At 71.5% G+C, this 24,416-nt stretch carries 21 protein-coding genes and 3 tRNA genes; 16 read left to right on the top strand and 8 right to left on the bottom strand.

What is annotated here, in order from left to right; all coding sequences use genetic code 11:
* Nucleotides 1-3 precede the first annotated feature (3 nt).
* From ABZ340_RS24940 to ABZ340_RS24930, 3 genes are all read left to right on the top strand, one after another.
* Complete coding sequence (locus tag ABZ340_RS24940; RefSeq protein WP_358784040.1) at nucleotides 4-369, top strand: hypothetical protein; 366 nt, start codon at nucleotides 4-6, stop codon at nucleotides 367-369.
* Nucleotides 370-682: 313 nt separating this feature from the next.
* Nucleotides 683-1,273: a bifunctional DNA primase/polymerase gene (locus ABZ340_RS24935; protein WP_358784039.1), complete on the top strand. Its 591-nt coding sequence runs from the start codon at nucleotides 683-685 to the stop codon at nucleotides 1,271-1,273.
* Nucleotides 1,264-1,337, top strand: a tRNA-Lys gene (locus ABZ340_RS24930). Before ABZ340_RS24935 ends, ABZ340_RS24930 begins: the two co-directional genes overlap by 10 nt.
* A 130-nt stretch (nucleotides 1,338-1,467) precedes the next feature.
* On the opposite strand, the gene ABZ340_RS24925 is transcribed toward ABZ340_RS24930, so the two are convergent.
* The gene (locus tag ABZ340_RS24925; RefSeq protein ID WP_358784055.1) at nucleotides 1,468-2,823 is read right to left on the bottom strand and encodes a M6 family metalloprotease domain-containing protein; all 1,356 of its coding nucleotides are present in this window, start codon (nucleotides 2,821-2,823) and stop codon (nucleotides 1,468-1,470) included.
* Nucleotides 2,824-3,105: 282 nt separating this feature from the next.
* Between ABZ340_RS24925 and ABZ340_RS24920 the strand changes: the two genes are divergently transcribed.
* Nucleotides 3,106-5,280: an EAL domain-containing protein gene (locus ABZ340_RS24920; protein WP_358784038.1), complete on the top strand. Its 2,175-nt coding sequence runs from the start codon at nucleotides 3,106-3,108 to the stop codon at nucleotides 5,278-5,280.
* Here the strand turns inward: ABZ340_RS24920 and ABZ340_RS24915 are convergent.
* The 3 genes from ABZ340_RS24915 to ABZ340_RS24905 form a co-directional block, all read right to left on the bottom strand.
* The gene (locus tag ABZ340_RS24915) at nucleotides 5,256-6,356 is read right to left on the bottom strand and encodes an LLM class flavin-dependent oxidoreductase (RefSeq protein WP_358784037.1); all 1,101 of its coding nucleotides are present in this window, start codon (nucleotides 6,354-6,356) and stop codon (nucleotides 5,256-5,258) included. The genes ABZ340_RS24920 and ABZ340_RS24915 overlap by 25 nt on opposite strands.
* A 61-nt stretch (nucleotides 6,357-6,417) precedes the next feature.
* A complete protein-coding gene (locus ABZ340_RS24910) occupies nucleotides 6,418-6,639 on the bottom strand; it encodes a DUF397 domain-containing protein (RefSeq protein WP_358784036.1) in 222 nt (73 codons plus the stop codon).
* 8 nt (nucleotides 6,640-6,647) lie between these two features.
* Nucleotides 6,648-7,499: a DUF5753 domain-containing protein gene (locus tag ABZ340_RS24905; protein WP_358784035.1), complete on the bottom strand. Its 852-nt coding sequence runs from the start codon at nucleotides 7,497-7,499 to the stop codon at nucleotides 6,648-6,650.
* Nucleotides 7,500-7,718: 219 nt separating this feature from the next.
* On the opposite strand from ABZ340_RS24905, the gene ABZ340_RS24900 reads away from it, so the two are divergent.
* From ABZ340_RS24900 to ABZ340_RS24890, 3 genes are all read left to right on the top strand, one after another.
* Nucleotides 7,719-8,153 carry an ATP-binding protein gene (locus tag ABZ340_RS24900; protein WP_358784034.1) on the top strand — a complete coding sequence of 145 codons (435 nt, stop codon included), beginning with the start codon at nucleotides 7,719-7,721 and terminating at the stop codon, nucleotides 8,151-8,153.
* Nucleotides 8,154-8,404: 251 nt separating this feature from the next.
* Nucleotides 8,405-9,805 (top strand): condensation domain-containing protein, encoded by a 1,401-nt coding sequence (locus tag ABZ340_RS24895; protein WP_358784033.1) that lies wholly within the window; start codon nucleotides 8,405-8,407, stop codon nucleotides 9,803-9,805.
* A 266-nt stretch (nucleotides 9,806-10,071) separates the two neighbouring features.
* Nucleotides 10,072-10,377: a cupin domain-containing protein gene (locus ABZ340_RS24890; protein WP_358784032.1), complete on the top strand. Its 306-nt coding sequence runs from the start codon at nucleotides 10,072-10,074 to the stop codon at nucleotides 10,375-10,377.
* Between the two features lie 564 nt (nucleotides 10,378-10,941).
* Here the strand turns inward: ABZ340_RS24890 and ABZ340_RS24885 are convergent.
* On the bottom strand, nucleotides 10,942-11,673 hold the full coding sequence (locus ABZ340_RS24885) for an aspartate/glutamate racemase family protein (protein WP_358784031.1): 732 nt from the start codon (nucleotides 11,671-11,673) through the stop codon (nucleotides 10,942-10,944).
* Between the two features lie 389 nt (nucleotides 11,674-12,062).
* Here ABZ340_RS24885 and ehuB point away from each other — a divergent pair, with 389 nt between their 5' ends.
* The 6 genes from ehuB (at nucleotide 12,063) to ABZ340_RS24855 (ending at nucleotide 16,331) form a co-directional block, all read left to right on the top strand.
* Nucleotides 12,063-13,001, top strand: coding sequence for an ectoine/hydroxyectoine ABC transporter substrate-binding protein EhuB (gene ehuB, locus ABZ340_RS24880; RefSeq protein WP_358784030.1), 939 nt, complete (start codon nucleotides 12,063-12,065; stop codon nucleotides 12,999-13,001).
* Nucleotides 12,998-13,708 (top strand): ectoine/hydroxyectoine ABC transporter permease subunit EhuC, encoded by a 711-nt coding sequence (ehuC, locus tag ABZ340_RS24875; RefSeq protein ID WP_358784029.1) that lies wholly within the window; start codon nucleotides 12,998-13,000, stop codon nucleotides 13,706-13,708. Before ehuB ends, ehuC begins: the two co-directional genes overlap by 4 nt.
* Nucleotides 13,705-14,355 carry an ectoine/hydroxyectoine ABC transporter permease subunit EhuD gene (gene ehuD / locus ABZ340_RS24870; protein WP_358784028.1) on the top strand — a complete coding sequence of 217 codons (651 nt, stop codon included), beginning with the start codon at nucleotides 13,705-13,707 and terminating at the stop codon, nucleotides 14,353-14,355. The genes ehuC and ehuD overlap by 4 nt, the downstream gene beginning before the upstream one ends.
* Before the next feature lie 58 nt (nucleotides 14,356-14,413).
* Nucleotides 14,414-15,142 (top strand): ectoine/hydroxyectoine ABC transporter ATP-binding protein EhuA, encoded by a 729-nt coding sequence (gene ehuA / locus ABZ340_RS24865; protein ID WP_358784054.1) that lies wholly within the window; start codon nucleotides 14,414-14,416, stop codon nucleotides 15,140-15,142.
* A gap of 201 nt (nucleotides 15,143-15,343) precedes the next feature.
* On the top strand, nucleotides 15,344-16,102 hold the full coding sequence (locus tag ABZ340_RS24860) for an IclR family transcriptional regulator C-terminal domain-containing protein (RefSeq protein ID WP_358784027.1): 759 nt from the start codon (nucleotides 15,344-15,346) through the stop codon (nucleotides 16,100-16,102).
* 155 nt (nucleotides 16,103-16,257) lie between these two features.
* A tRNA-Lys gene (locus ABZ340_RS24855) sits at nucleotides 16,258-16,331 on the top strand.
* A gap of 65 nt (nucleotides 16,332-16,396) precedes the next feature.
* Here the strand turns inward: ABZ340_RS24855 and ABZ340_RS24850 are convergent.
* The 3 genes from ABZ340_RS24850 to ABZ340_RS24840 form a co-directional block, all read right to left on the bottom strand.
* Complete coding sequence (locus ABZ340_RS24850) at nucleotides 16,397-17,002, bottom strand: lytic polysaccharide monooxygenase (RefSeq protein WP_358784026.1); 606 nt, start codon at nucleotides 17,000-17,002, stop codon at nucleotides 16,397-16,399.
* 203 nt (nucleotides 17,003-17,205) lie between these two features.
* Nucleotides 17,206-18,327: an SPFH domain-containing protein gene (locus tag ABZ340_RS24845; RefSeq protein WP_358784025.1), complete on the bottom strand. Its 1,122-nt coding sequence runs from the start codon at nucleotides 18,325-18,327 to the stop codon at nucleotides 17,206-17,208.
* A gap of 211 nt (nucleotides 18,328-18,538) precedes the next feature.
* Nucleotides 18,539-19,642 carry a peptidoglycan-binding protein gene (locus ABZ340_RS24840; protein ID WP_358784024.1) on the bottom strand — a complete coding sequence of 368 codons (1,104 nt, stop codon included), beginning with the start codon at nucleotides 19,640-19,642 and terminating at the stop codon, nucleotides 18,539-18,541.
* A gap of 187 nt (nucleotides 19,643-19,829) precedes the next feature.
* Between ABZ340_RS24840 and ABZ340_RS24835 the strand changes: the two genes are divergently transcribed.
* The 3 genes from ABZ340_RS24835 to ABZ340_RS24825 all read left to right on the top strand — a co-directional run bounded on the left by ABZ340_RS24835 (nucleotide 19,830) and on the right by ABZ340_RS24825 (nucleotide 24,362).
* Nucleotides 19,830-19,903, top strand: a tRNA-Lys gene (locus ABZ340_RS24835).
* A gap of 473 nt (nucleotides 19,904-20,376) precedes the next feature.
* The gene (locus ABZ340_RS24830; protein WP_358784023.1) at nucleotides 20,377-22,425 is read left to right on the top strand and encodes a glycosyltransferase family 2 protein; all 2,049 of its coding nucleotides are present in this window, start codon (nucleotides 20,377-20,379) and stop codon (nucleotides 22,423-22,425) included.
* Nucleotides 22,422-24,362, top strand: a complete 1,941-nt coding sequence (locus ABZ340_RS24825; protein ID WP_358784022.1) for a kelch motif-containing protein — start codon at nucleotides 22,422-22,424, stop codon at nucleotides 24,360-24,362. Before ABZ340_RS24830 ends, ABZ340_RS24825 begins: the two co-directional genes overlap by 4 nt.
* The last annotated feature ends 54 nt before the right edge of the window (nucleotides 24,363-24,416 follow it).

Here is a 24,416-nt window from a genome sequence, read left to right as displayed (position 1 = left end):
GACATGGCGGAGCCCACGCCGCGTCGCAACGAACCGCGGCTACGCCCCGCGCCCCTGCTCTTCGAGCCCGCGGAGGCGGGCGCGGACCCGGAGCACTTCTTCGACCTGGAGTCGATGGACGACCCCCGGGCGCTGCTGGCCCGCGCGACGGAGCTGACGCAGGCGTTCCGCGCGGCGGCGGACCGGGCGATGGAGTTCCAGGCGGTCGCGGCGGCGCAGCTCGCCGACCCCCGGCGGTTCGACCGGCTGACCACGGCGGACATCGCCGAGCGGGCCGACTGGACCGAGGACTACGCCAAGAAGATGGTCGAGTTCGGACGCGACCTGCTGCGCGGCGGAGAGGGCCCGCACCACGCCGACCCGGCGTGACCGCGCGCCACCGCCGTCCCCGCCCCTGCCCTGCCCCCTGTCCCCTGCCTCTGCCCGCCCCGCCGGGGACGGGCTGCCGGGGACGGAGTGCCCGGACGGACTGTCGAGGATGAGCTGCCGGGACAGGCTGCCGGGGCGGGCTGCCGAGGACGGAGTGCCCGGGACGGACTGTCGAGGATGAGCTGCCGGGGCGGGCTGCCGGGGAAGGCCCGGCATATGCCAAGCGGGCAGGTTACCCCGCCCGGGTCCACCCTGTCCCGAATTCCTGCAACTCTTCGGAACAACGCGCTCACGGCCTGTACATCTAGGACCCATGAGCAGCACACCGCACATCTCGGACGTCACCACGGACGGCGCCGCCTGGCTGGCCTCGGCGGGCACCTACCCCCGCAGCACGCTCGCGCTCTGGGAGGAGCAGCCGGACGCGCCCGTGGTACTGCCCTGCGGCTCCGCCTTCGACGTCGTCAGCGCCCCCGCCATGTTCGGGCGCCGGATGCTGGACCGGCTGTGGGAGGAGGGCCCCGGCTCGGGTCCGGTGGCGGAGTTCCGGGGCCGCATGCTGCTGTTCTCGGCGCCGGGCACGGCCCAGCGGCTGCCCTCGCTGCTGGAGTGGGAGGAGTGGGGCGCCCGCGGCCGGGGCGGCGGCCGTACGGACGCGGTGCCACCGCTGCTGTGCCACGGCACCGGCGACGCGGTGACCGTCCCGTCACCGCACGGCGCCGGCTCCTCCGTCCGCTCCGACTCCCGCTGGCTCGTCGCGCCGGACACCCGGCACCCCTGGCTGCCGGGCCCGGAGGTGCTGCTGTGGGCGGCCGTGCGGGCGGCCCGGGCGGCCGTGCGGATCTCGATTTCTCCTCCCGCCGACCAGGGTGCTAAGGTCTACGACGTCAGCAGGCGCCGCTAGCTCAGTTGGTTAGAGCAGCTGACTCTTAATCAGCGGGTCCGGGGTTCGAGTCCCTGGCGGCGCACGACACGGAAAGGCCCCTCGCGCAAGCGGGGGGCCTTTCGCGTACCCATCGATCCGGCGGCCACCCGGCCCTCCGATCACCCGCCCCGCCAGCCACCGGGCCCTCCGATCACCCGCCCCGCACCGGTCGGTCACCCGGCGGTGATCTTCACCGTCCACGCCCCCGCCGCCGTCCGCCCCTCCGCCTCCACCCGTACGCCCTCCCCCGGCACCGTGAAGCTCTCCCCGAGGGCGACGGGCGCGTCCGCGAGCGGCGGGTAGACGGAGCCCTCCCAGCACGCCTCCGTCCGCGGATGGGCGTCGATCACCTCGACCGGTCCGCCGCCGGACGCGGCACCGCTGCGCACCCGGTACACCAGCACCCCGGCCCGGCAGGCCGCCGCGTCGTTGCCGACCGGTCCGCGCACCTCGAAGGCGAGGGCGCTGTCGGCGCCGGTGCGGACGACCGCCAGCTTCACGCCGCGGCCGAGGCCGAAGGACGGCACCCCCGCGGCGCTGGTCACCGGCGTCCCGGGCCCCGCCCCCAGCGGCTCCAGCGTCAGCCGGGCCGGTCTCGGGCCCGCCACGCACACCACCTGCCGCGGCCGGAGCCAGCCCAGTTTCCACTTGTGCCAGCCGAACAGGTCCGGCGCCAGCCCGAACTGGCTGCCCATCAGGTCCCAGTCGCCGACGTGGGTGTCCCAGTCGCCCTTGCCGTCGACGGGCCGGTGGTACAGGTCGGGCAGGTCGAAGACGTGACCGGTCTCGTGGGCCAGGACCAGCCGGTCCGGCGGATGGTTCTCGAAGACGGTGACCACCCGCCGGATGTCGGTGCCGTCGGCCCGCAGCGGGGTGTCCAGGTTGACGACCTTCGTGGCGTCCGAGTCCACGCCGGGCGCGTCCGGGTCGGCGACGAAGTACACGATGTCGTAGCGGGAGAAGTCGACGTGCGCGTCGGCGGCGGCGAGCGCGTCGCGCAGGTAGGCGGCCCGGTGCTCGGCGTGCCAGTCCCGCTGTATGGCGTACGCCGTCGACGGCCGCGGCATGCCGATCCAGTGCCGCAGCGGGTGCGGGCGCAGCGTGAACTGCCCGTAGGAGGCCCGCTGGAAGAAGCGGGTGGTGGCCGGGAAGTGGTCGGCGGCCAGTTCGCGCGGGCTGGTCAGGGGCTGGGAGTCGGGGAAGGAGAGGAACACCATCACCGCGTCGAGCCCGCGGGCCGGCCGCGGATAGGCGGCGTTCCAGGTGTCCAGGCCCTCCGAGTGGTGCGCCTCGGTACGCTCCAGGGCGCAGGGCGCCGGGGAGAACGGCTCGGCGACCGAGGGGGCGGTCACCAGGGAGGTCGCGGCGAGCGCCGCCATGGTGGTGCACACGGCCGCCGTACTGCGCAGCCGGGACCGGGACCCTGCCCGGCGGCGCTCCCCACCGGGTCCCTTGAGGGCCTCACAGGGAAGTCGCCTCAGGGGGAACGGGCGCGGCACAGGGACCTCCGGACGGGGTTCACGGGACACCGCATCCAGCTTGTGCATGTTTGTCGTACTACGCCCTGTTCGCCTGCACCGGACGGGTGAGCGTGCCGAGATTTCCGATGACGCCGAACCCTGGGGCACTCACAGAACGTCACAACTGGTCGGGGGCGTGTAGAACCCGCCCACGTGCGCGCAGAAACGCTCTGCCGGAACGGGTGGCCGGCCCGGAACGCCGGATTGCGGCTGGAAGGGCCCGGGACCAGCCTCTATGATCGGCACACTTTCCTGCACGGACAGAGATCGAGTGCACTGCGGGAGCGAGCGGTGAGCGGAACGTCCGAAGGGCCGACGCCCGCGGCAGACCTCATCCGGTCAGCCGTCACAGAGAGTGACTTCAGTGCGGCTCCGGGTGCCGAGCCGCCGCCGGCGTACGAGAGTCCCGGCGCCGAGCCACTCCCCTACGGCACCCTCGGCACGGACCTGCCGGCGCTCGACGCCGCCACCACCACCGTCACCGCCGTCACCGCCGCCGTCGGGTCACCGGCCCTCGGTCTCCCCACCGCCGAACCGCCGGTGGCCGACACCCCCACCACCGAACCGCCGGTCTCCGGCTCCCCGGCCACCGAACCACCGCCGCCTCTCGGCGCCCCCGCCTCCCTCGGCGCCCCCGGCGCCCCCGGCGCCCCCGAAGCCCTCGTCCCCGAAGCCCCCGCCTCCGCCCCCACCTCCCTCGCCGACGAGCCGCTCCCCTACCGCTCCGCCTTCACGGCCGCCCCGCTCGCCATGGCCCTCGTCGACTCCGAGGGGCTGGTCGTCAGCGCCAACGAGACGCTCACCGCGCTGCTCGGCGCCGCCCCGGGAACGCTCACCGGCTGCGCCGCCGCCGACCTGGTGGACCTCGCCTCCGACGCGCGCACCTGGCACGCCTACCGCGAGGTGCTGTGCGGCGGGCGGAACAGGCTGCGCTGCACCCGGCGCCTGAAACGCCCCGACGGCCAGGTGCTGTGGGCGCAGATCACTGTGGCGCCGCTGGCGGAAGAAGGAACCCCCGGACTGCTGCTGTCCGTCGCCGACATCAGCGCCCGGCGCGAACTCCAGGACCGGCTGCGCCACCTGCGGATGCACGACCCGGTGACCCGGCTGCCCAACCGCACCCTGTTCTTCGAGCGCCTGACGGCCGCGCTGGAGGCGGAGTCGTACGAGCGGGGCGGCACCGGCCGGATCGGCCTGTGCTACCTGGACCTGGACGGCTTCAAGGCGATCAACGACACCCTCGGGCACCGCGTCGGGGACCGGCTGCTGGCCGCCGTCGCCGAACGCCTCACGCGCTGCGCCGAGGAGGCCGGCGGTGTCCGGGCCGCCGGGGCCCCGCTGGTGGCCCGGCTCGGCGGCGACGAGTTCGCCCTGCTGGTCGAGAACTCCACCGGCACCGACCAGCTCGCCGACCTCGCCGAGTCGGTGCTGACGGCCCTTCAGGAGCCGTTCGACCTCGCGGACCGGCGGCTGTCGGTCTCGGCGTCGATCGGCGTCGTGGAACGCCACGCCGCCGGGACGACCGCCACCGCGCTGATGCAGGCCGCCGACACGACCCTGTACTGGGCGAAGGCCGACGGCAAGGCGCGCTGGACGCTGTTCGACCCCGAGCGCAACGCCCACCGCATGACCCGGCAGGCGCTCGCCTCCACCCTCCGCCCGGCCATCGAGCGGGGCGAGTTCGCCCTGGAGTACCAGCCGCTGGTGGGCATGGAGGACGGCCGGGTGCACGGCGTGGAGGCGCTGATCCGCTGGAAACATCCTCAGTTCGGCGTACTGGCGCCGAATCGGTTCATCACATTGGCCGAGGAGGACGGGTCGATCGTCCCGCTGGGCCGCTGGGTGCTGCGCACGGCCTGCCGGCAGGCCCGCCGCTGGCAGCTGGACCACCCGGACGAGGCGCCGATCTTCGTCAGCGTGAACGTGGCGGTGCGCCAGGTCTGGGACTCCGACCTGGTGGCCGACGTGGCCGCCGTGCTCGCCGAGACGGGCCTCGCGCCGCACCTGCTCCAGCTGGAGCTGACGGAGTCGGCGGTGATGGGCTCGGCGGGCCGCCCGCTCCAGGCGCTGAAGGCGCTCAGCGACATGGGCGTGCGCATCGCCATCGACGACTTCGGCACCGGCTACTCCAACCTCGCCTACCTCAGCCGCCTGCCGGTGTCCGTCCTGAAGCTGGACGGCTCCTTCGTCCGCGGCTTCCAGTACGACAAGCGCGAGGCGTACGAGGAAGGGGACGCCGCCGCCGACGAGGTGATCGTCGAGGCGATGGTGCAGCTCGCCCACCGGCTCGGCCTGACCGTCACCGCCGAGTGCGTGGAGACGTCGGCGCAGGCCACGCGCCTGCGCCGGATCGGCTGCGACACCGGTCAGGGCTGGCTGTACTCCCGTCCGGTGTCGCCGGACCGCATCTCCGAGCTGCTGGGCTCGCCCGGGGCCGGGGTTCAGGCGGGCGTCGGGAACCCGTAGGCGTCGGCGATCAGCTCGTAGGAGCGCAGGCGCACGTCGCCGCCGTGCGCGTTGGCGGTGATCATCAGCTCGTCGGCGCCGGTGCGCTTCTGCAGGTCGTCGAGGCCGGTGCGGACCGCGTCGGCGGTGCCGTGGATGACGTTGGCGTTCCAGGAGTCGACGAACTCCCGCTCCATGGGGCTGAAGTCGTACGCCTCCGCCTCCTGTGGCGTCGGCACGAGACCGGGGCGGCCGGTGCGCAGCCGCACCATGTTCAGCGCGGCGGCCATGACCTGCCGCCGGGCCTCCTTCTCCTCGTCGGCGGCGAGGGCGGAGACGCCGATGAGGGCGTACGGCTCGTCGAGGACCTCGCTGGGCCGGAAGGACTCCCGGTACAGGTCGAGGGCCGGGAGGGTGTTCTGCGCCGAGAAGTGGTGGGCGAAGGCGAAGGGCAGGCCGAGCGCGCCGGCGAGGCGTGCGCTGAACCCGGAGGAGCCCAGCAGCCAGATCGGCGGGCGGTGCGGCGACTGCACGCCGCCCGGCGAGGTCGCCTGCACCGGGCCGGGGACGGCGTGGATACGGCGGTAGGGGTGCCCGTCGGGGAACTCGTCGTCCAGGAACCGGGTCAGCTCCACCAGCTGCTGCGGGAAGTCGTCGGCGCCCTCGTGGAGCCGTTCGGTGCGGCGCAGGGCGGCGGCGGTGGCGCCGTCCGTGCCGGGAGCCCGGCCGAGGCCGAGGTCGATCCGCCCGGGAGCCATCGCCTCCAGCGTGCCGAACTGCTCCGCGATGACGAGCGGGGCGTGGTTGGGCAGCATCACGCCGCCGGAGCCGAGCCGGATGCGCTCGGTGTGCGCGGCGAGGTACGCCAGGATCACGGCCGGTGAGGACGAGGCCACACCGGGCATGGAGTGGTGCTCGGCGACCCAGTACCGGTGGAAGCCGCGCGCCTCGGCGAGGCGGGCCATGTCCACGCTGGTGCGCAGCGCGTCGGTGGCGGTCCGGCCGGCACCTACGGTGACCAGGTCCAGGACGGACAGCGGGACGGGAGCGGTGCCCTGGGTCGTCCCCCGGATCTCGTCTACGGCGTCTGCGGCCACGGTGGGGTGCCTCCTGATTCGTACGACGTTCGCCGAGCGGTCAACAGGAGACGGTCTCCGGTTATTCCCCGGGGCCGGGGAACCCGCCGGGGCCGACGGGGCGGATCTTCAGCGCGGCGACGAAGGCGGTGAAGGCGGGGGCGGAGAGGGTGAGGGGGCCGTGGGCGGGGCGCTTGGAGTCGCGGACGGCTATGCGAGTGCCGAGGTCCGCGATCTCCACGCAATCGTTGCCCTCGCCGCCGCCGGAGTAGGACGACTTTCGCCATCGGGTGGGGATGGTCATGGGCTTCCTCACAGCTCCTTGGCCAACTCGTGAATCAAGTCACGGGAACGTTCCGGAGAGAGCGACCTCTCCCTCACCCTACGGAAGAGTTTTCGAAAGTGTTCCAATTGGGCTTCGGAGTCGAGGAACGCGGTCCCGTGGGGCGCGTCGCGCACCACGGTGTCCAAGCGAGGCACCGTTCCCCCCAGGTGCACCATGGTGCTTCCGGCTCCCGCGAAGTCGTCCAGGGCGAAGGGGATGACTCGGACGGTGACATGGTCCGCATCAGACGCCTCCAGGATTCGGGCGAGCTGGGTCCGGGCCGCAGCTCGCCCGGCCACCTTGATGCGGAGAGCCGCCTCGTGGATCACCGTCTCGTACGGGATGGGCTCCGGTCCTTCGATGATGACCTTGCGTCGCATCCTGTGGTCGACCCGGTGCTCGATCTCCCCGCCAGGGAACTCAGGATTCATGTAGGCGAAGAGGGCGCGAGCATAGTCCTCCGTCTGAAAGAGCCCCGGCACATGGATGACCGCCACATCACGGCGGAACGTCGCATGGTGTTCCAGCTCGGCCAGGTCCTGGTATGCGGCGGGCAGCACCCCCCGGTACTCCTCCCACCACCCCCGGGTCCGGTCGGTCGCCATGCGCACCAACGCGTCGATCAGCTCCGCGTCCGTACAGGCGTAGTTCGCGGCGAGACGACGCAGCCGTTCCTCACTCACTCCCGCGAGAGCCGACTCGATGTGGCTGATCTGGACGGGGCTCACCCCCAGCAGCGCCGCCGCCTCCCGCGCGGCAAGGCCCGCCGCTTCCCGGAGTCTGCGCAGCTCAGTCGCCAGGCGAAGCTGACGTGCCGTTGGCTCGCGCCTCAAGGCCATTGACCGCTCCCCGCTCCAACGCGCCCGAGAGCGCGACCCGTTCGGGGACAGATTACGCGACCGGCTTGCGGGACATGAAGAATTAGACCTACCGTCGGTGACGCGACGCACACGCTGCGCACCCGGGCCACCGGAAGCGCACCGCTCCGTCCTGCCACGACGGCTGCGGCATTGACACCGGGCCCCCTCCGACACCCCCACCCCGGACTGGAGTTAGCCATGCCCGAAACCGAATCCTGGGAGTACTCCCTCTCCATCCCGCACGACCCGCGCGCCGTCACCGTCTGCCGCCGCACCCTCCGCCTGATCCTCACGGTGCACGGCCTGATCCGCCTGGTGGACACGGCGGAGCTGCTCGCGACGGAGCTGGTCTCCAACGCCGTACTCCACACCAAGGGCCCGGCCGCCCTGCGCGTGCGCTGGCCGGGGAACGGCACGCTGTGGATCGGCGCCTGGGACGCGGACCCGTCGCCGCCGGAGCCGCCGCAGCCGTTCGACCAGGCCGCCGAGGCGGAGGGCGGGCGGGGGCCGGCGCTGGTGCGGGCCTGCGCCGACGTGTGGGGCTGGCAGCCGCGGGCCCGCGAGGGCAGCCGGGGCAAGTACGTGTGGTGCGAACTGGGCACCGCGCAGGGGGCCGTACGGCATACGGCGTGAGTGGCGAACCCCGCCGGAGGGGCCGCCCCGGCCGCTCCAGGCTCTCGCCCCGGCCACCTGCCTGCGGCAACTCGTCGAGCACAGAGCCCTCGGCCGACACCGGGGAAGGGGCGTGACGGCACGCCTCCGCCAGAGGCAGGCCGGGCGCCCCTGCGCGGGCACGGACGACACCGCACCTGCTCCAGCGGCCGACTCGTTGCACCGGAGGTGACCGTACGAGGCGGTACCAGTCAGCAGAGGGAGTGGCATTCGTGATCCAGGTCTCCGTCGAGAACGTGGACATCGCCCCGGGACACGCCGTCGAGTGGACGGTGGTCTCCCCGTCATCGGCCGGCTCGGCCGACGGGACGCACCAGGGCGGGAGCACCACCTACAACCAGGCGAAACACTTCGCCGTCGCCCGCAGCGCCCGCGAGGCCGACGACACCGTCTGCGCCTACGTCGCCGGTACGTTCGACCTGCCCGGACCTGTCGACCAGGACGCGCTGGAAGCCGCGTTGCTGCACCTCGTCCGGCGGCACGAAGTGCTGCGCTGCACCTTCCGGCAGCTCGCCGGCGACGTGAGCTGTGATGCCATCGCGCCGAAGGACGTGGAGCTCAAGAGGGAGGACCGGGGGTTCATCGGCTCATCCGCCGGGGTCCGGGAATATCTGCATCAGGCGTTCCAGCGGATCGACCCGCTGTCCTGGCCGCTGATCGTCATGGGCGCCGTGCTCAGGGAGGACGGTGCGACGGTCTGGTTCGCCTGCGACCACCTGGTGACCGACGGGCTGACCACCCCTGTCGTCGTGCGTGACATCGCCACCGCCTACGAGGCGTACGCTACCGGCCGCGCTCCCGACCTCCCGGAGGTCGGCAGCTACCTGGAGTACAGCCGCAGGCAGCGCGACCGCAACGCGTCCCTGCACATCGACGACCCGCGGCTGGAGCACTGGAAGAAGTTCGTGGCGGACGGCGGCAGCTTCTTCCCTTCGTTCCCCCTGGACATCGGGGTGGAACAGGGCCGCCTGTATCCGGCGGTCAACGAGACCGAGCAGCTCCTCGACGCCGACCGGACCAGGGACCTGGAGGCTGCCTGCCGCGACGCCGGCGGAAAGCTCTTCATGGGGCTCCTGGGCGCCGTCGGTGTGGCACTCAGGAAGGAGGGCGGCCCGGACGTCTACCGCGGCATCATGCCGGTCAGCGAACGCGGCGACGGCCGCTACGAACACACCATGGGGTGGTTCATCAACACCATGCCCATCACCTTCTCCGTCGCCGACGGCCAGGATCTCCCCGCCGTCCTGCGCAACGTGGCCGCCGCCTGGGCCGAGGTCCGGCTCCACCTCGACGTGCCGTTCGTGAAGGCTTGGGAGTTGCTGGCCCCGGTGGAGTACAGAACGATCCGTACCTGGCCGTATGCCGTCAACTTCTTCTCCTACCTCGACTTCCGCCGCTCCCCCGGAGCGGAGCACCACCTGACGCGCAACGCCAGGAAGCACGTATGGCTGGCGCGCAGCAACGGCTTCTGCTTCTGGCTGCACCGCTGCGACACCGGCCTCTACATGAACACCATCTACGCCGGCACGCCCCGGGCGCAGGCCACCAAAGCCTCACTCGCGGCGACGCTCGGACGCACGGTGGGGAATCTGGCGCAGAGCGGCACTTTCTGACGGGGTCCCACCGCGCCGCAACGCCCCATGCCGGATGCCGGATGTCGGAGCCGGACGTGCGCCCCGGCGACGTTCTTGCGGAACGCCGAGGAGGTGGCCCGGGGGGCGGCCGACACCGTCCACAGCGTCCGGTCCCCGGCCGGGGAGAGGTTTTGCCGAACGGTCGACCAATGAACGCCCCCGCCCGGATAGCTTCCTGGCATCCACGGAAGGTGACGGACGGGTTGCCCGCGCCCTGGCGGAAGCAGCCCGTGGGGAGGCATGTGATGAGTTCGATCGACCTCGCGGGGACGGCAGCCGCGCTGCCGGCCGCCTGGAGCTCCCGCCCCCTGGGGCGGGTGGGGACGGCCTGCGTGAAAGTCCTGCGCATGGACGGCAGCCCGGTCCGGGAAGAGTCTCACGGGGCCGACGAGGTGCTGCTGGTGCTCGACGGGCGGCTGGAACTGGTGGTGGAAGGAACCGAAGTCACCGTGGAGGCGGGCGAGATGTACCGGGTGCCGGCAGGCGCGCGGCACGCCGTCCGCCCCGGCAGCCGCGGCACGCTGGTGATCGTGGAGGAACCCGGGGCATGAAGGCGCGCGCCTTGAGCTCCGGCCGCCCGATGTGCGCCCCGGCCACCGCTGCGGTACGATCATCATGCGCTGGTCGACGGAACAACTCCGGAAAACCGGCACTGCGTTGGTGGTCCAAGGAAAGACGCCCCGCTTCCTGCGGGGAGATGCAGGTGCAAGGCCTGCCCGGCGCTCGGTGAGGAACCCCGGTCCCGCTTCGGCGGGGCCGGGGTTCTTCTGCTTTCTCCTCTTCTGCGGGCGGGGGCGCGGACGTCCTCGCCTCTCCCACGGAAGAGAGCCGGATCAGCCGAGCTCGGCCGCCTGCGCGTCGGTGATCGCGGCCGGCCGGACGGACGCCTCGCCCCGGCCGTCCGCCGCGATGTCGAAGGACGAGAACCCGGCGAGCGTGGCGTCCTGCCGGAAGACGACGGCCTTCGTCCCGGCCGAGGAGTCGTCGATCTTCGTCCCGGCCGTCCAGGCGACGGCCTCCTCACCGGCGGTGACCTTCTCCTCGGTGACCTTGGTGACCTGCGGTTTCTCTCGCCCGGGGCGGGCGGTGGGTCCAGCGCCGCCGGGCCCCGCGCCTCACACCTGCACGACCGGCTCCCGGGTGAACAGCGCCCCCAGCTCGGGCGCGTTCACCCGGCGGTCCGCCAGGCGCAGCGCCTCCCAGACGGTGACCTGGTTGGCGGTGAGGACCGGCTTGCCGAGCTCCTTCTCCAGGACGGGGATGTGGGCCGCGGTGTGCAGGGCCGTGCCGGGCAGGAGGACCGCCTGGGCATCGGGGTGATCGGCGGCACGGGCCAGGGACAGGACCTCGGGCTCGCCCCAGGCGCCGGTCTCGGCGGCGGTGGCGACACCCGCGCCGTGGACGCCGGTGACCTCGATGCCGTCGGCGCGGAGGAAGCCGGCGAAGAGGGCGGCGACGTCCTGCGGATAGGTGGCGCCGACCGCGACCCGGCGTACGCCGATCTCCCGGATCGCGTGCACGAAGGCGAAGGAGGTGGAGGAGGCCGGCATGCCCGCCGTACGGGCCAGGGTGCGGACCTGCTCGTGGGCTCCCTCCCAGCCGTGTACGAAGCCGCCGCTGGTGCACGCCCACACCACGGCCTCCGCGCCCGCGTGCCGCAGTTCCTGCACGCCCGCCGCGAGCCGTTCCGGTGCGCCGATCTGACGCAGCACGTCCACCCGGTGCGCGTCCTCGCCGAGGTCGGTGTGCACCAGGTCCACCCGGATGTCGCTGCCCAGCAGCTGCTCGATGCGGGGATAGTCGTCCTCGGCGGAGTGGCCCGGGTAGAGGAATCCCAGTGCTGTCATGTCCACCCTTCCTGCTGCTGTTCCTCGTCCGGAACGTCCGGCACCACTGGCGCGTCCCAGTCTGTCCGGTCCGCCCGGTCCGTCCGGCAGTGGAGGGCCGCGGCGCACCACGGGATGCCCCGGCGTCCGGCACGGCCCCACGGCACGGGTACCCCGTCGGCGCCGTGCTGCCCACATCGTCACTTGGTTGGCCGAGATCACCGGGGCGCGGACCGGAGCGTGTGGGCGAAGCCGCCCCGCATGATCGGGGACACCATGGGACGGAGGGACGAACCGGCCGTCCAGTTCGTGGAGTTGTTCCAGCGGCGGCGCAGCCGAGGCCACCCGGATGGCACACAGGTCCGAAAAGAATCCGCATAACTCGCGTGCCTTCGGGTAGCCGCGCGCCCATGGCTGCACCACACAGAACGTCACCGGACCTCATAGGCGGTCCCCGCTCCCGGTCCGGGCCGCCGGGGGCCGGGCCCACCCGCCGGTCGCTGCTCGCGGGGGTCGCGGCGCTCGGCGCGCTGGGCGCCGCGGGCTGCTCCCGCGTGGCCACGGCGGGCACGGACGGCGGTGACCTGCTGGACCGGCTGCGCGCGCAGGGCGTCGTACGGCTCGGGATCGCCGGTGAGGTCCCCTTCGGGTACATCGACAAGGACGGCGAGCTGACCGGCGAGGCGCCCGAGCTGGCCAAGGTGATCTTCAAGCGGCTCGGGGTGGACCGCGTGCAGCCGGTGCCGACGGAGTTCGGCTCCCTGATCCCGGGTCTGGCCTCGCAGCAGTTCGACGTCGTGGCCGCCGGGATGTACATCAACCCCGAGCGCTGTGAGCAGGTCGTCTTCTCCGACCCGGACTACCAGATGCTCGACGCGTTCATCGTGCGCAAGGGCAACCCTCTGGGGCTGCACAGCTACCAGGACGTCGTCGAGAAGAAGGCGAAGTTCGCGACCGGGACCGGGTACGCCGAGATCCAGTACGCGATCGAGGCCGGGTACAGGCGGGGCGACATCCTCATCGTCCCCGACCAGGTGGCGGGGCTGAACGCCGTGGAGGCCGGGCGCGTCGACGTCTTCGCCGGTACGGCGGTGACCACCCGCGAGGTGGTGAAGAAGTCGCGCAAGGCGGAGGTCACCAAGCCGTTCGCGCCGCTCGTCGGCGGCAAGCCGCACATCGACGGGGGCGGCTTCGCCTTCCGGCCGACCGAGACGAGGCTGCGGGACGCCTTCAACGCCGAGCTGCACGAGCTGAAGAAGAGCGGGGAGCTGCTCCGCATCCTCAAGCCGTTCGGGTTCACCGAGGCCGAGATGACCGATCTGACCGCGAAGGAGCTGTGCGGCGGATGACCTCGGGACTGTGGGAACTGGTACTCCAGGGCGTCTGGGTCACGATCCAGCTGCTCGTCCTCAGCGGGCTGCTGGCGACGGCGGTCGCCTTCGTGGCGGGCGTCGCGCGCACCCACCGGCTGTGGATCGTCCGCTTCCTCGCGGGCCTCTACACCGAGGTGTTCCGCGGCACCTCCGCCCTGGTCATGATCTTCTGGGTGTTCTTCGTGCTGCCCCCGGCCTTCGGCTGGCAGCTGGTGCCGCTGTGGGCGGGCACGCTGGCCCTGGGGCTGACCTACGGGGCGTACGGCGCGGAGATCGTACGCGGGGCGCTCGGTGCGGTCGATCCGGCGCAGAAGGAGGGCGGCATCGCGCTCAGCTTCACGCCCTGGCAGCGGATGCGGCTGATCCTGCTGCCGCAGGCGGTGCCGGAGATGATCCCGCCCTTCTCCAACCTGCTGATCGAACTGCTCAAGGGCACCGCCCTGGTGTCGGTCATGGGCATGGGCGACCTGGCGTTCAGCGGCAACCTGGTGCGCCTGGCGCTCCAGGAGAGCGCGGAGATCTACACGTACGTCCTGCTCATCTACTTCGTGATCGCGTTCCTGCTGACGCGGGTGATGCGGGGTCTTGAGAAGCGGCTGAAGGCGGGGGTCGGGAAGGCGCCCGCGCCCAAGGCGGAGACGGTCGCGGCGGAGCCCGCCGGTGCCGGGGGTGGTCTGCGGTGAACTGGGACTGGAACGCGGTGGCCGAGTTCATGCCGCACTTCTGGGACGGCCTGCTGGTCACCCTGGAGATCCTGGTGCTCGGCTCGCTGATCTCGTTCGTGCTGGGCCTGGTGTGGGCGCTGCTGATGCGGCTGCCGACCCGCTGGGTGCGGTGGCCGGTCGGCGCGGTCACGGAGTTCGTGCGGAACACACCGCTGCTGGTGCAGCTCTTCTTCCTCTTCTACGTGCTGCCCGAGTGGGGCCTGACCTTCTCGGCGCTGGCCACCGGCGTGGCCGGCATCGGCCTGCACTACTCGACGTACACGATGCAGGTCTACCGGGCCGGCATCGAGGCGGTGCCGGCCGGCCAGTGGGAGGCCGCGACGGCGCTGAACCTGCCGCGCCGCCGGACCTGGACGGCCGTCGTCCTGCCGCAGGCCGTGCGCCGGGTCGTGCCGGCCCTCGGCAACTACGTGATCTCCATGCTGAAGGACACGCCGATGCTGATGGCGATCACCGTGCTGGAGATGCTCGGCGAGGCCCGGCTGTTCTCCCAGCAGAACTTCCACTTCACCGAGCCGCTGACGGTGATCGGCGTGGCCTTCATCGTCATCTCCTACCTCGCCTCCCTTCTTCTGCGCACCCTGGAGCGACGCCTTGTCCACTGACACCCACCCTCACCCCCATCCCCACCCCGGAACCGGCCCCGAGCGGCACACGAACGAACTGGTGCGGCTGGAGCAGGTCAGCAAGCGGTTCGGGGACAAGACGGTCCTCGACCGGCTGGACTTCTCCGTGGACGCCGGCAAGCACGTCACCCTCATCGGGCCGTCCGGGTCGGGCAAGACCACGATCCTGCGGCTGCTGATGACGCTGACCAAGCCCGACGAGGGCACCATCACCGTCGACGGGGAGCAGCTGTTCCCGGCGCCCGAGAAGCGGGTCCGCGAGATCCGCAAGAAGATCGGGATGGTGTTCCAGCAGTTCAACCTGTTCCCGAACATGACGGTCCTCAGGAACATCACCGAGGCGCCGGTCACCGTCCTCGGCATGTCCAAGGACGCCGCCGAGGAACGGGCACGGGAGCTGCTGGAGCTGGTCGGGCTGACCGAGCACCTGGACAAGCACCCCGGGCAGCTCTCCGGCGGGCAGCAGCAGCGGGTGGCGATCGCCCGGGCGCTGGCGATGCGCCCGCAGGTGCTGCTGCTGGACGAGGTGACCTCGGCGCTGGACCCGGAGCTGGTGGCCGGTGTCCTGGACGTGCTGCGGGACATCGCCCGCTCCACCGACATCACCATGCTCTGCGTGACCCACGAGATGAACTTCGCCCGGGACATCTCCGACCAGGTCCTGATGTTCGACTCGGGGCGGGTCATCGAGTCCGGCCCGCCGGAGAAGATCTTCGGCGATCCGGAGCACGACCGGACCCGGGAATTCCTCGGCGCGGTGCTCTGACCCCGGGGGCGCGCCCGTGCGCCAACGACCGAGGTCCAGGTTCCGGTGCATGCTGGTGGCATATACCAAGGGATCAGCGTCCCAGTCGAGGGGCGCCGATCTCGCCGACCACCGCCCCTCGCGGGCCCGCCGGCGGCTATCGTGAAGAAGGATTCGCCGTCCGGACTACGGCCCTACGAGCGAGCGCGAGGGGACACCACCGTGGCGCTGAAGCACGAGCCGACCACGCCGCACCACTCGGCCCAGGACGCCCTGCGCGTCCTGGAGACGGTGGCGCGGCACAGCACCGGAGTCACCGACACCGAGCTCGCCCGGCACACCGGCCTCGGCCCCGAGCGGCTGACCGCGCTGCTGCGGATGCTGCGCCGCGAGGGGTACGTCGAGCAGGTCGGCGACGGGGCCTACGTCACCGGTGAGACGCTGGCCCGGCTCGGCTCCGCGCACGGCCGGGAGGACGCCCTGCGCGACAGGCTCCAGCGCACCCTGGACCGGCTGCGCGACTCGGTCGGCGCCGCGGTGTACATCAGCCGGTACCTCGACGGCGAGGTCCGCGTCACCCAGTACGCCGACGGCCCGGCCACGCCCCGGGTGCACGAGTGGGTCGACTTCCGCTCCTCGGCCCACGCCACCGCCGTCGGCAAGAGCCTGCTGGCCCAGCTCGACCACGCCGCCCGGCGCGACCACCTCGCCCGGCACAAGATGGCCCGCCTCACCTCCCGCACCATCACCAGCCGCCGGGTCCTGCTGTCCCGCCTGGAGGCCCAGCCGCCCACGGCGCCCGTGCTCGACCTCCAGGAGTACGCCGTCGGCACGGTCTGCGCGGCCGTCCCGATCACGGCCGGCTCCGCCGCGGGCTGCCTCGCGCTGTCCCTCCCCGTCGAGCACGCCCACCGCCTGCGCCAGGCCGCGGACACCCTGAACCGGAACGCCGCCCCCGTGCTGCTCTCCCTGGCGATCTAGGGCCCACCGCCCGGATCACGCCCGGATCATGCCCGGAACGCGCCCGGGCCACGTGCAGGCCGCACCCGGGTTCCGCACGGTGGTCGGAAGCACCCCTGGGGACCAGGTAGTATTTACCTCGTCGCCGACCGCGGAAAGCGGAAGGCGGGAGTCATGCGCCGCTAGCTCAGTTGGTTAGAGCAGCTGACTCTTAATCAGCGGGTCCGGGGTTCGAGTCCCTGGCGGCGCACAGAAGAGGGGCCCTCGCTTCGAGCGAGGGCCCCTTTTTTTCGTCGTCCGTGCCCGGCCCGCCGGTCAGAAGGTGACGTCCGAGCAGGCGTAGAACGCGTTGCCCGTGTCGGCGATCGTCCACACCGCGAGGATCACGTGGCGCCCGCTCAGCCCGGTCGGCAGCGTGCCGCTGTGGGAGAGCGTGGACGGCGGGCGCTGCCCGTTGTACGGCACCGTCAGGAACGGGGTCAGGTTGAGGTCGGACCGGGCCAGGTTGTGGTTCTGGTTCCAGCCCGGCTTGGTCACGTAGTACTTGAAGTCGGTCGTGGCGTGCATGGCGGTGAACTGCCAGCGGAAGGTGTAGCTCTGGCCGCCGGTGACCTTGGTGGCCGGCCAGGCGCCGCCCGAGGGGGTGCGCGGGCTGTCGAGCGGGGCGAAGCCGGTGTTGCCGGCGGAACAGATCCGCCCGTCCGCCGGTCCCGCGGCCGGGAAGCCCTTCGGGCCCTCGACGCTCTGCGGCTCCCACTGGATGGCGCCGCAGTTGGTGACCGTGCCGTTCTGGCAGAGCTTCTGCCGGCTGATGGGGAGGTCGGTGTAGCCGTGGCCGCTGGCACCGCCGGAGGAGAGCGCGAGGGCTCCGGTGGTCGCCAGGCCCACCACGGCGGCGGACAACTTGGTCCTGGTACGCATGCTGCCGCTCCTGGAGAACGTGGGGGTTCGTGAGCCGTGCAGGTCTAGACCAAGTCTCAGATTATGAGCAGTAGTTGAACATGTCCATACCAATAGCGGAGCGGATTTCACCGTCCGTTCGCCCGCTCCGGGCCGCCGCCGGCCCCGGGAGATCCACCTTCAGGAAACCCGCCCCCAGGGCCCCTCGGGTCCCTGGCCCGCCCTCAGGGACCGGCCTCCCCCCGCCCCACGCAGAACGCCACCGTCAGGTCCCTCACCAGGACCTTCCGCTCGTAGTCGTCGAGCTCGACCAGCCCGCGCATGGTCAGCCGGGTCACCGTGTCCTCCACCGAGTCCACGACCGAGGTGAGCACGCTCGCCCGCCGCTGGGCGTCCAGCGCGGCGATCCGGCGGCGGTGCATCGCCGCGGCGACCTCCGGGGCGTACTCCACCCGTACCGCCCGCACCGAGAACACCTCCAGTCCCACCGGCTCCGCGTCCGCCGCCACCAGCCGGGTCAGCGCCTCACCGGTCGCCTCCGCCGAGCCCCGCGCGCCGCCCGGCATCTCCACCGGCACCCGGGCCAGCGCCGCCTCGACGCACTCGCGCAGGTACCGCTCGTGGTCCTCGACCGCGAGCGTCGCCCGCGCGGTGTCCCGCACCCGCCACACCACCAGCGTCACCACCCGGAGCGCGACCCCGCTGCCGTCGACCGCGGGCATCGGCTCACTGCGCCAGTGCCGCAGCCGCACGTCGACCCGGCGGCGCAGCACCAGCGGGTTGACCCACATCAGGCCGGTGCGCCGGACCGTCCCCCGGTAGCGGCCGAACAGGCCGAGCACCCAGGCCCGCCCGGTCCGCCCCCGGGCCAGTCCGCCGAACCCGAACAGCCCGAGCGCGCCCGCCGCCGCGTACGCCGCCCACTGCGCCGGGCCCAGCCCGGCGCCCGGGTACGCCGGCAGCCGCAGCACCGCCGCCGCGAGGGACGGCAGGACCCCCGCCCACCAGGACGTGACCAGGCAGCCGGCCACGCCGCAGACCCCGGCGAGCACGCCCGCCGCGCCGGGCAGCACCCGGGCCGGATGCTCCACCAGGTCCGGGTCGGCCCGCACGGCGGGCTCCGGCCGCGCCGCCGGCGGGTGGCACAGCCGCGGCTGCTCCCCCGTGCCCTGCCGCCGGCCCACCACCGCGGGCCGCAGCGGCACCGGCGCCGGGTCGGGGTCGTCGCGGAACAGCAGGTGGACGGGGATCTCGGTGGTGGCCTCGTTCCGGATGAGCCGATCGGGCCGGACCGCCCCCTCCGCGGGGCCGCCGGACTCGGGCGTGTGTGACGTGGTCGTACTCATGCGTGCTCCAGCCTCCGCGCCAGATGCGCCATGAACGGGTGAACGACGTGGGGGGCCGCGCGGCGCCGGCGAGTGGCTGCGCGCGGGCGGTCCGGGTGACCTTCGAGTGATACAGGTGATCTTCGGGTGGTTCAGGTGACCTTCGGGTGGTTCAGGTGATCTTTTAGCGATTCAGGTGGTTTTCAGTGGCTTCAGGTGGCCTTCGGGGGCCTCAGGAGAAGAGCCGCCGCCAGGTCTCCGGCCCCGGATAGCCGTCCGCCGCGCCGCCCCGCCAGCCCTGGGCGCGCTGGAACGCCTGGACGCTCCGCCGGTCCGCCTCGCCCCAGCGCGGTCCGGGCCCGGTCCTGTAGTACGCGCCGAACCCCTTCTTCACCAGCTGCTCCCCCAGCCGGGTGACGTGCGCGTTGCGCGCGCCCGGGCGGAACATCGCCCGGCCCGGGTAGCGGGGCACCCCGTGCGAGACGTGCCCCGTGGCGGGCCTCGCGGCGGGCCCTGCGGCGGGCCGCTCGGCGCGCGCGCCCGGTGCGCCGTGGTGGACGGTGGCGGGCAGCTCGTCCGCCGTGCCGGTCACGAGGCCCTTGTAGCGGTAGGGGAGGTAGCGGGAGGAGTTGGTCCAGTAGGCGTAGGGGGTGGTCTGCCGGCGAGTGTGCGGGCGGGTCTGCTCGTAGGCGACGTAGGAGGTGTACGTGGAGTCCGTCCAGCCGCCGAAGATCACCACGTGGGACCCCTTCTCGGGGTCCGCCGGATTGTGGAACAGCAGGATGTCGCCGGGCTGGAGCTCCTCTTTGGTGATCCGGTCCGCGTACTGGCCGAGGCTGCCCGTCCATTCGTTCCTGGGCAGGCTCCAGGCCATGGACACATACCCCGAGCAGTCCTGCCGGTAGCCGTCGGTCCAGTAGGCGCTCATGCTGTACGGCACCTTCGCGGCGACCCACTTCTGCGCCCGGTCGATGATCTCCGCGCGGGTCGTCGCGCGGATCTTCGTGCCGACCGCCGAGGTGGCGGGTCCGGCGTTGGGGCCATAGAGCGGGGCCTTGCCGCCCTGGGGGGTGTCGGGCTCGTCACCTGCGGAAACGCCCGGGTGGTGAGAGGCGTGGGCGGTGTCCGGGGCCGCTGCCGCGGGGCTCGCGGCGAGCGCGGCGCCGGTGGTGGCGGCCGCGGTCGCCACGATCAGCGCGCGGTGGGCGGCCGGGCGGCCCGGAGCGCGGCCCGCCGGGGACCGGGGGGAAAGCGGCAGAACGTGCCGCCGGTGCCGGCAACCCGGGCAGTCGCAGTCGCTCGCGGGATCGAATTCTTCGAATACCGGAGTATCCATGCGACCTACCTCACACTTCAGGTGGACATGTCCGCGTCTGTGCACGAGCGCCAGTTTTCCAACTGTCTTCCGGACGCGCATGTTGACGGTCCGAATGATGTACGGAGGGGTGGTCCGGGCCCCGGGGTGGCGCGGGCGGTGGTCGGGAGCACCCCGCGGCGTCGGGTAAAGTTAATGACGTCAGCAGGCGCCGCTAGCTCAGTTGGTTAGAGCAGCTGACTCTTAATCAGCGGGTCCGGGGTTCGAGTCCCTGGCGGCGCACCGACAGCCGAAGGCCCCTCGCACACGCGAGGGGCCTTCGGCGCATTCGGGCGAACGTTCGATGCGTGGTCCGGTCCCCGCACCTCGTGCGGCCCGGTCCGTCCACAGCCGCTCCACACGGCCCTCACATGCGCCACAATGAACGCGTATGACCGGTAAACACCGCGTTTCGTGTCTTGCGATCATGACGGACGACGTAGAACCCTGTGTTCTGGTTTTTCAAGTTGCTGCGTTTTCGCGGCAGTTGGGGGGCAAGGAACCGGTTGCCGAGCCACGGGGAGAGGGGCCCCGTTCGTGAGCGGATGCCGAGGGGGGCATCATGCAACCGGAAGGTCGCCGAACCGTGTCTATAGGGTGTGGATGGCGTGGTGACAGCGACCCACCACCGATTGCGCCTGTGAACGTCTAGGGGGACCGCAGCAGGCGGAGGAAGCGACACGACACGCGACGCGCCGCGTGTGGGGGGATGACTCATGACGTCGACGCCGACGGGCGCCCGGCAGGACTTCGACCCGTCACAGACCACCCAGCTCAGGGTGCCAGCGCACCGGAACTGGAACACGGGTGCGTTCCGCCGCATCAAGAAGACCCTGCCGAAGTACGACTACGAGCACTACAGCCGGCTGGCCGGCCCCCTCACCCAGCCCGATCCTGACAAGCCGTACAAGGTCCGCTACCGCTCGCTGATATCCCAGGAGCCGCACCGCATCCGGGTCGCCCTGATGCTGGCCGCCGCGCCCCTGCTCTCCCTGGTCCTGCTGGTCTGGCTGCTCCAGCCGCAGCACTGGACCGAGCGCGACTACCCGGCCTTCGACTGGCTGCCCGCGCTCGACGTCGTGATGCTCGTCTCGATCGGCCTGATCGAGTTCTTCCGCTGCATGAACGTGCTGTCGAACGCGCACGCCACCCTGGTCGCCCGCGACCCGATCCCGGTGGTGCCCGAGTCCGGCACCAAGGTCGCCTTCCTCACCTCCTTCGTGCCCGGCAAGGAGCCGCTGGAGATGGTGACGAAGACCCTGGAGGCGGCGGTGAAGATCCGCCACCGCGGGGTCATGCACGTCTGGCTGCTGGACGAGGGCGACGACCCGGAGGTCAAGGCGGTCTGCGAGCGCCTCGGCGTGCACCACTTCTCCCGCAAGGGCGTCGCCAAGTGGAACCAGCCCAAGGGCCCGCACCGCGCCAAGACCAAGCACGGCAACTACAACGCCTGGCTGGAGGCGCACGGCGACGACTACGACTTCTTCGCCTCCGTCGACACCGACCACGTGCCGCTGCCCAACTACCTGGAGCGGATGCTCGGCTTCTTCCGCGACCCGGACGTCGGCTTCGTCATCGGCCCGCAGGTCTACGGCAACTACGACACGTTCGTCACCAAGGCCGCCGAGTCGCAGCAGTTCCTCTTCCACGCCCTGATCCAGCGCGCGGGCAACGCCTACGGCGCGCCGATGTTCGTCGGCACCTCCAACGCGGTGCGCATCAAGGCGCTCAAGCAGATCGGCGGCCTGTACGACTCGATCACCGAGGACATGGCGACCGGGTTCGAGATGCACCGCGCCAAGAACCCGGCCACCGGGAAGAAGTGGAAGTCGGTCTACACCCCGGACGTGCTCGCCGTCGGTGAGGGCCCGAGCGCCTGGACGGACTTCTTCACCCAGCAGATGCGCTGGTCCCGGGGTACGTACGAGACGATCCTCAAGCAGTACTGGAAGGGCTGGTACTCGCTGCCGCCGAGCAAGCTCTTCAACTACACGATGATGATCATCTTCTACCCGATGTCGGCCCTGAACTGGATCCTGGCGGCGCTGAGCTGCGCGCTGTTCCTGGGCCTGGGCGCCTCGGGTGTGAACATCGACCCGGCGGTCTGGCTGATGCTCTACGGCAACGCCTCCGCGCTCCAGATCGGCCTGTACGTCTGGAACCGCCGCCACAACGTCTCCCCGCACGAGCCGGAGGGCTCCGGCGGCGTCGCCGGCATGGTGATGTCCGCGCTGTCGGCGCCGCTGTACGCCAAGGCGCTGACCGACTCCGTACTGCGTCGCAAGAGCAAGTTCGTGGTCACGCCCAAGGGCGACTCGGCCAGCCCGGACACGCTATTCGGAACCTTCCGCTACCACTGGTACTTCATCCTGATCTTCGGCGCGTCGATCGCCGCCGGGTTCGCCTTCGGCCACTCCCACCCCGCGATGATCATTTGGGCGACGTTCGCCATGCTGATCACCGCCACGCCGCTCTTCGTCTGGTGGCACTCGCTGCGGGAGGCGAAGAAGAGGCCCGCCGCCGCTGCCGCGGAGACCGAGCAGCAGGAGCGGCCTCAGGATCGGCCTCAGGGCCGGTCTCAGGACGCGCCGCTCTCGGTGCCGTACCAGCCGCAGCCGCTGCCGGCGCAGCAGACGCCGCCGGGGGCGCACGGGGCGCACGCGCCCCAGCAGAAGCCCCGTTGGGCGGCCTCCGGCGAGGGTGACGGAGGCAGTGACCAGACCATGCAGATCGCCCTGGGCGGACTTGGGGGACGTAAGGAATGAAGGACCGTGCCGGCCGCCGTCGTGCCCGTCGCCTCGCGATAGGCACGGCGGTGGTAGTCGCGCTGGCCGGGATGAACGGGCCGTGGCTCTACCGCTTCGGGACCGAGAAATACCACCAGTACAAGATCAATCAGCCCGAGTACAAGGCCGCGAACGGCAAGTGGGAGATCGTCGAGTTCCCCGAGGAGCTGCGCCTCAACACCATCCACGCCGCGCTGCTGCACACCGGCAAGGTGCTGCTGGTGGCGGGCTCGGGCAACAACCAGGACAACTTCGACGCCAAGAAGTACGACACCCGGATCTGGGACCCGGTCAAGGGCACCGTCAAGAAGGTACCGACGCCGACCGACCTGTTCTGCACCGGCCACACGCAGCTGGCCAACGGCAATCTGCTGATCGCGGGCGGCACCAAGCGGTACGAGAAGCTCAAGGGTGACGTGAAGAAGGCCGGCGGCCTGATGATCGTCCACAACGAGAACCCGGACAAGCCGATCACCCTGCCCGCGGGCACCAAGTTCACCGGCAAGGAGAACGGCAAGACCTTCGTGTCGAAGGACCCCGTCCTGGTGCCGCGCGCGAAGAAGAACTTCGACCCGCAGACCGGCCGGTTCCTCGGCAACACCCCGGGCTACGGCCGGGTCTACGTCGAGGCGCAGAAGGAGGGCCGGCAGTACGAGACGGGAACGCAGGACAACTACCGCATCCAGGGCCTGACGGGCGCCGACGCCCGCAACACTTACGGCATCGCGGAGAAACTCGCCCTGGACAAGAAGGACTTCCAGGGCATCCGCGACACCTACGAGTTCGATCCGGTCGCCGAGAAGTACATCAAGGTCGACCCGATGCACGAGGCCCGCTGGTACCCGACGCTCACCACCCTGAGCGACGGCAGGATCCTCAGCGTCTCCGGCCTGGACGACATCGGCCAGCTCGTGCCGGGCAAGAACGAGGTCTACGATCCGAAGACCAAGAAGTGGACGTACACGGAGAAGGTCCGCCAGTTCCCGACCTATCCGGCGCTGTTCCTGATGCAGAACGGCAAGGTCTTCTACTCGGGGTCGAACGCGGGCTACGGGCCCGACGACGTGGGCCGCGACCCGGGCGTCTGGGACGTGGAGACCAACAAGTTCACCAAGATCCCCGGCATGAGCGACCCGAAGCTGCTGGAGACGTCCGGCACGGTGCTGCTGCCGCCCGCGCAGGACGAGAAGTACATGGTGATCGGCGGCGGCGGGGTCGGCGAGTCCAAGGAGTCCAGCAAGCGGACCCGGATCGTCGACCTGAAGGACGCCGACCCGCGCTTCGTGGACGGGCCCACGCTGGAGAAGGGCACCCGCTACCCGCAGGCGTCCGTCCTGCCCGACGACAGCGTGCTGGTCTCCGGCGGCTCGGAGGACTACCGGGGCCGCGGCGCCTCCAACATCCTCCAGGCGCGGCTGTACCACCCGGAGACGAACGCGTTCGAGCGGGTCGCCGACCCGCTGGTGGGCCGCAACTACCACTCCGGGTCGATCCTGCTGCCCGACGGCCGGGTGATGTTCTTCGGCTCCGACTCGCTCTTCGCCGACAAGGCCAACACCAAGCCGGGCAAGTTCGAGCAGCGCATCGAGATCTACACCCCGCCGTACCTGTACCGGGACGGCGCGCGGCCGGACCTGGGCGGCGGGCCGCAGACCATCGAGCGCGGCGGATCGGGGACCTTCACCTCCACGACGGCCTCGTCCGTCAAGAAGGTCCGGCTGATCCGCCCGAGCGCCTCCACGCACGTCACGGACGTCGACCAGCGGTCCATCGCGCTGGACTTCGAGGCGTCCGGTGACAGGCTCACGGTGACCGTGCCCGAGAACAAGAACCTGGTCCAGTCGGGCTGGTACATGCTGTTCGTGACGGACGCCGAGGGCACGCCGAGCAAGGCGCAGTGGGTGCGGGTGCCGTAAGGTCCGCTGCCGTCGTCCGTCCCGTATGTGCCCGGGGGCGCCCTCCGTCGTGGA

Origin of the sequence: Streptomyces sp. NPDC006134, assembly GCF_040628835.1 — a bacterium.
Lineage (GTDB): Bacteria > Actinomycetota > Actinomycetes > Streptomycetales > Streptomycetaceae > Streptomyces.
This window is presented reverse-complemented; position numbering and strand designations above follow the sequence as displayed.

Bases quoted from the DNA above. Each gene is read 5' to 3' on its own strand.
- ABZ340_RS24900 (WP_358784034.1), top strand. From the start codon at position 7,719: ATGCCCGAAACCGAATCCTGGGAGTACTCCCTCTCCATCCCGCACGAC.
- ehuC (WP_358784029.1), top strand. From the start codon at position 12,998: ATGACCTCGGGACTGTGGGAACTGGTACTCCAGGGCGTCTGGGTCACG.
- ABZ340_RS24890 (WP_358784032.1), top strand. From the start codon at position 10,072: ATGAGTTCGATCGACCTCGCGGGGACGGCAGCCGCGCTGCCGGCCGCC.
- ABZ340_RS24850 (WP_358784026.1), bottom strand. From the start codon at position 17,002: ATGCGTACCAGGACCAAGTTGTCCGCCGCCGTGGTGGGCCTGGCGACC.
- ABZ340_RS24910 (WP_358784036.1), bottom strand. From the start codon at position 6,639: ATGACCATCCCCACCCGATGGCGAAAGTCGTCCTACTCCGGCGGCGGC.
- ABZ340_RS24830 (WP_358784023.1), top strand. From the start codon at position 20,377: ATGACGTCGACGCCGACGGGCGCCCGGCAGGACTTCGACCCGTCACAG.
- ABZ340_RS24845 (WP_358784025.1), bottom strand. From the start codon at position 18,327: ATGAGTACGACCACGTCACACACGCCCGAGTCCGGCGGCCCCGCGGAG.
- ABZ340_RS24885 (WP_358784031.1), bottom strand. From the start codon at position 11,673: ATGACAGCACTGGGATTCCTCTACCCGGGCCACTCCGCCGAGGACGAC.
- ABZ340_RS24935 (WP_358784039.1), top strand. From the start codon at position 683: ATGAGCAGCACACCGCACATCTCGGACGTCACCACGGACGGCGCCGCC.
- ABZ340_RS24825 (WP_358784022.1), top strand. From the start codon at position 22,422: ATGAAGGACCGTGCCGGCCGCCGTCGTGCCCGTCGCCTCGCGATAGGC.
- ABZ340_RS24905 (WP_358784035.1), bottom strand. From the start codon at position 7,499: ATGGCCTTGAGGCGCGAGCCAACGGCACGTCAGCTTCGCCTGGCGACT.
- ehuB (WP_358784030.1), top strand. From the start codon at position 12,063: ATGGCTGCACCACACAGAACGTCACCGGACCTCATAGGCGGTCCCCGC.
- ABZ340_RS24840 (WP_358784024.1), bottom strand. From the start codon at position 19,642: ATGGATACTCCGGTATTCGAAGAATTCGATCCCGCGAGCGACTGCGAC.
- ABZ340_RS24940 (WP_358784040.1), top strand. From the start codon at position 4: ATGGCGGAGCCCACGCCGCGTCGCAACGAACCGCGGCTACGCCCCGCG.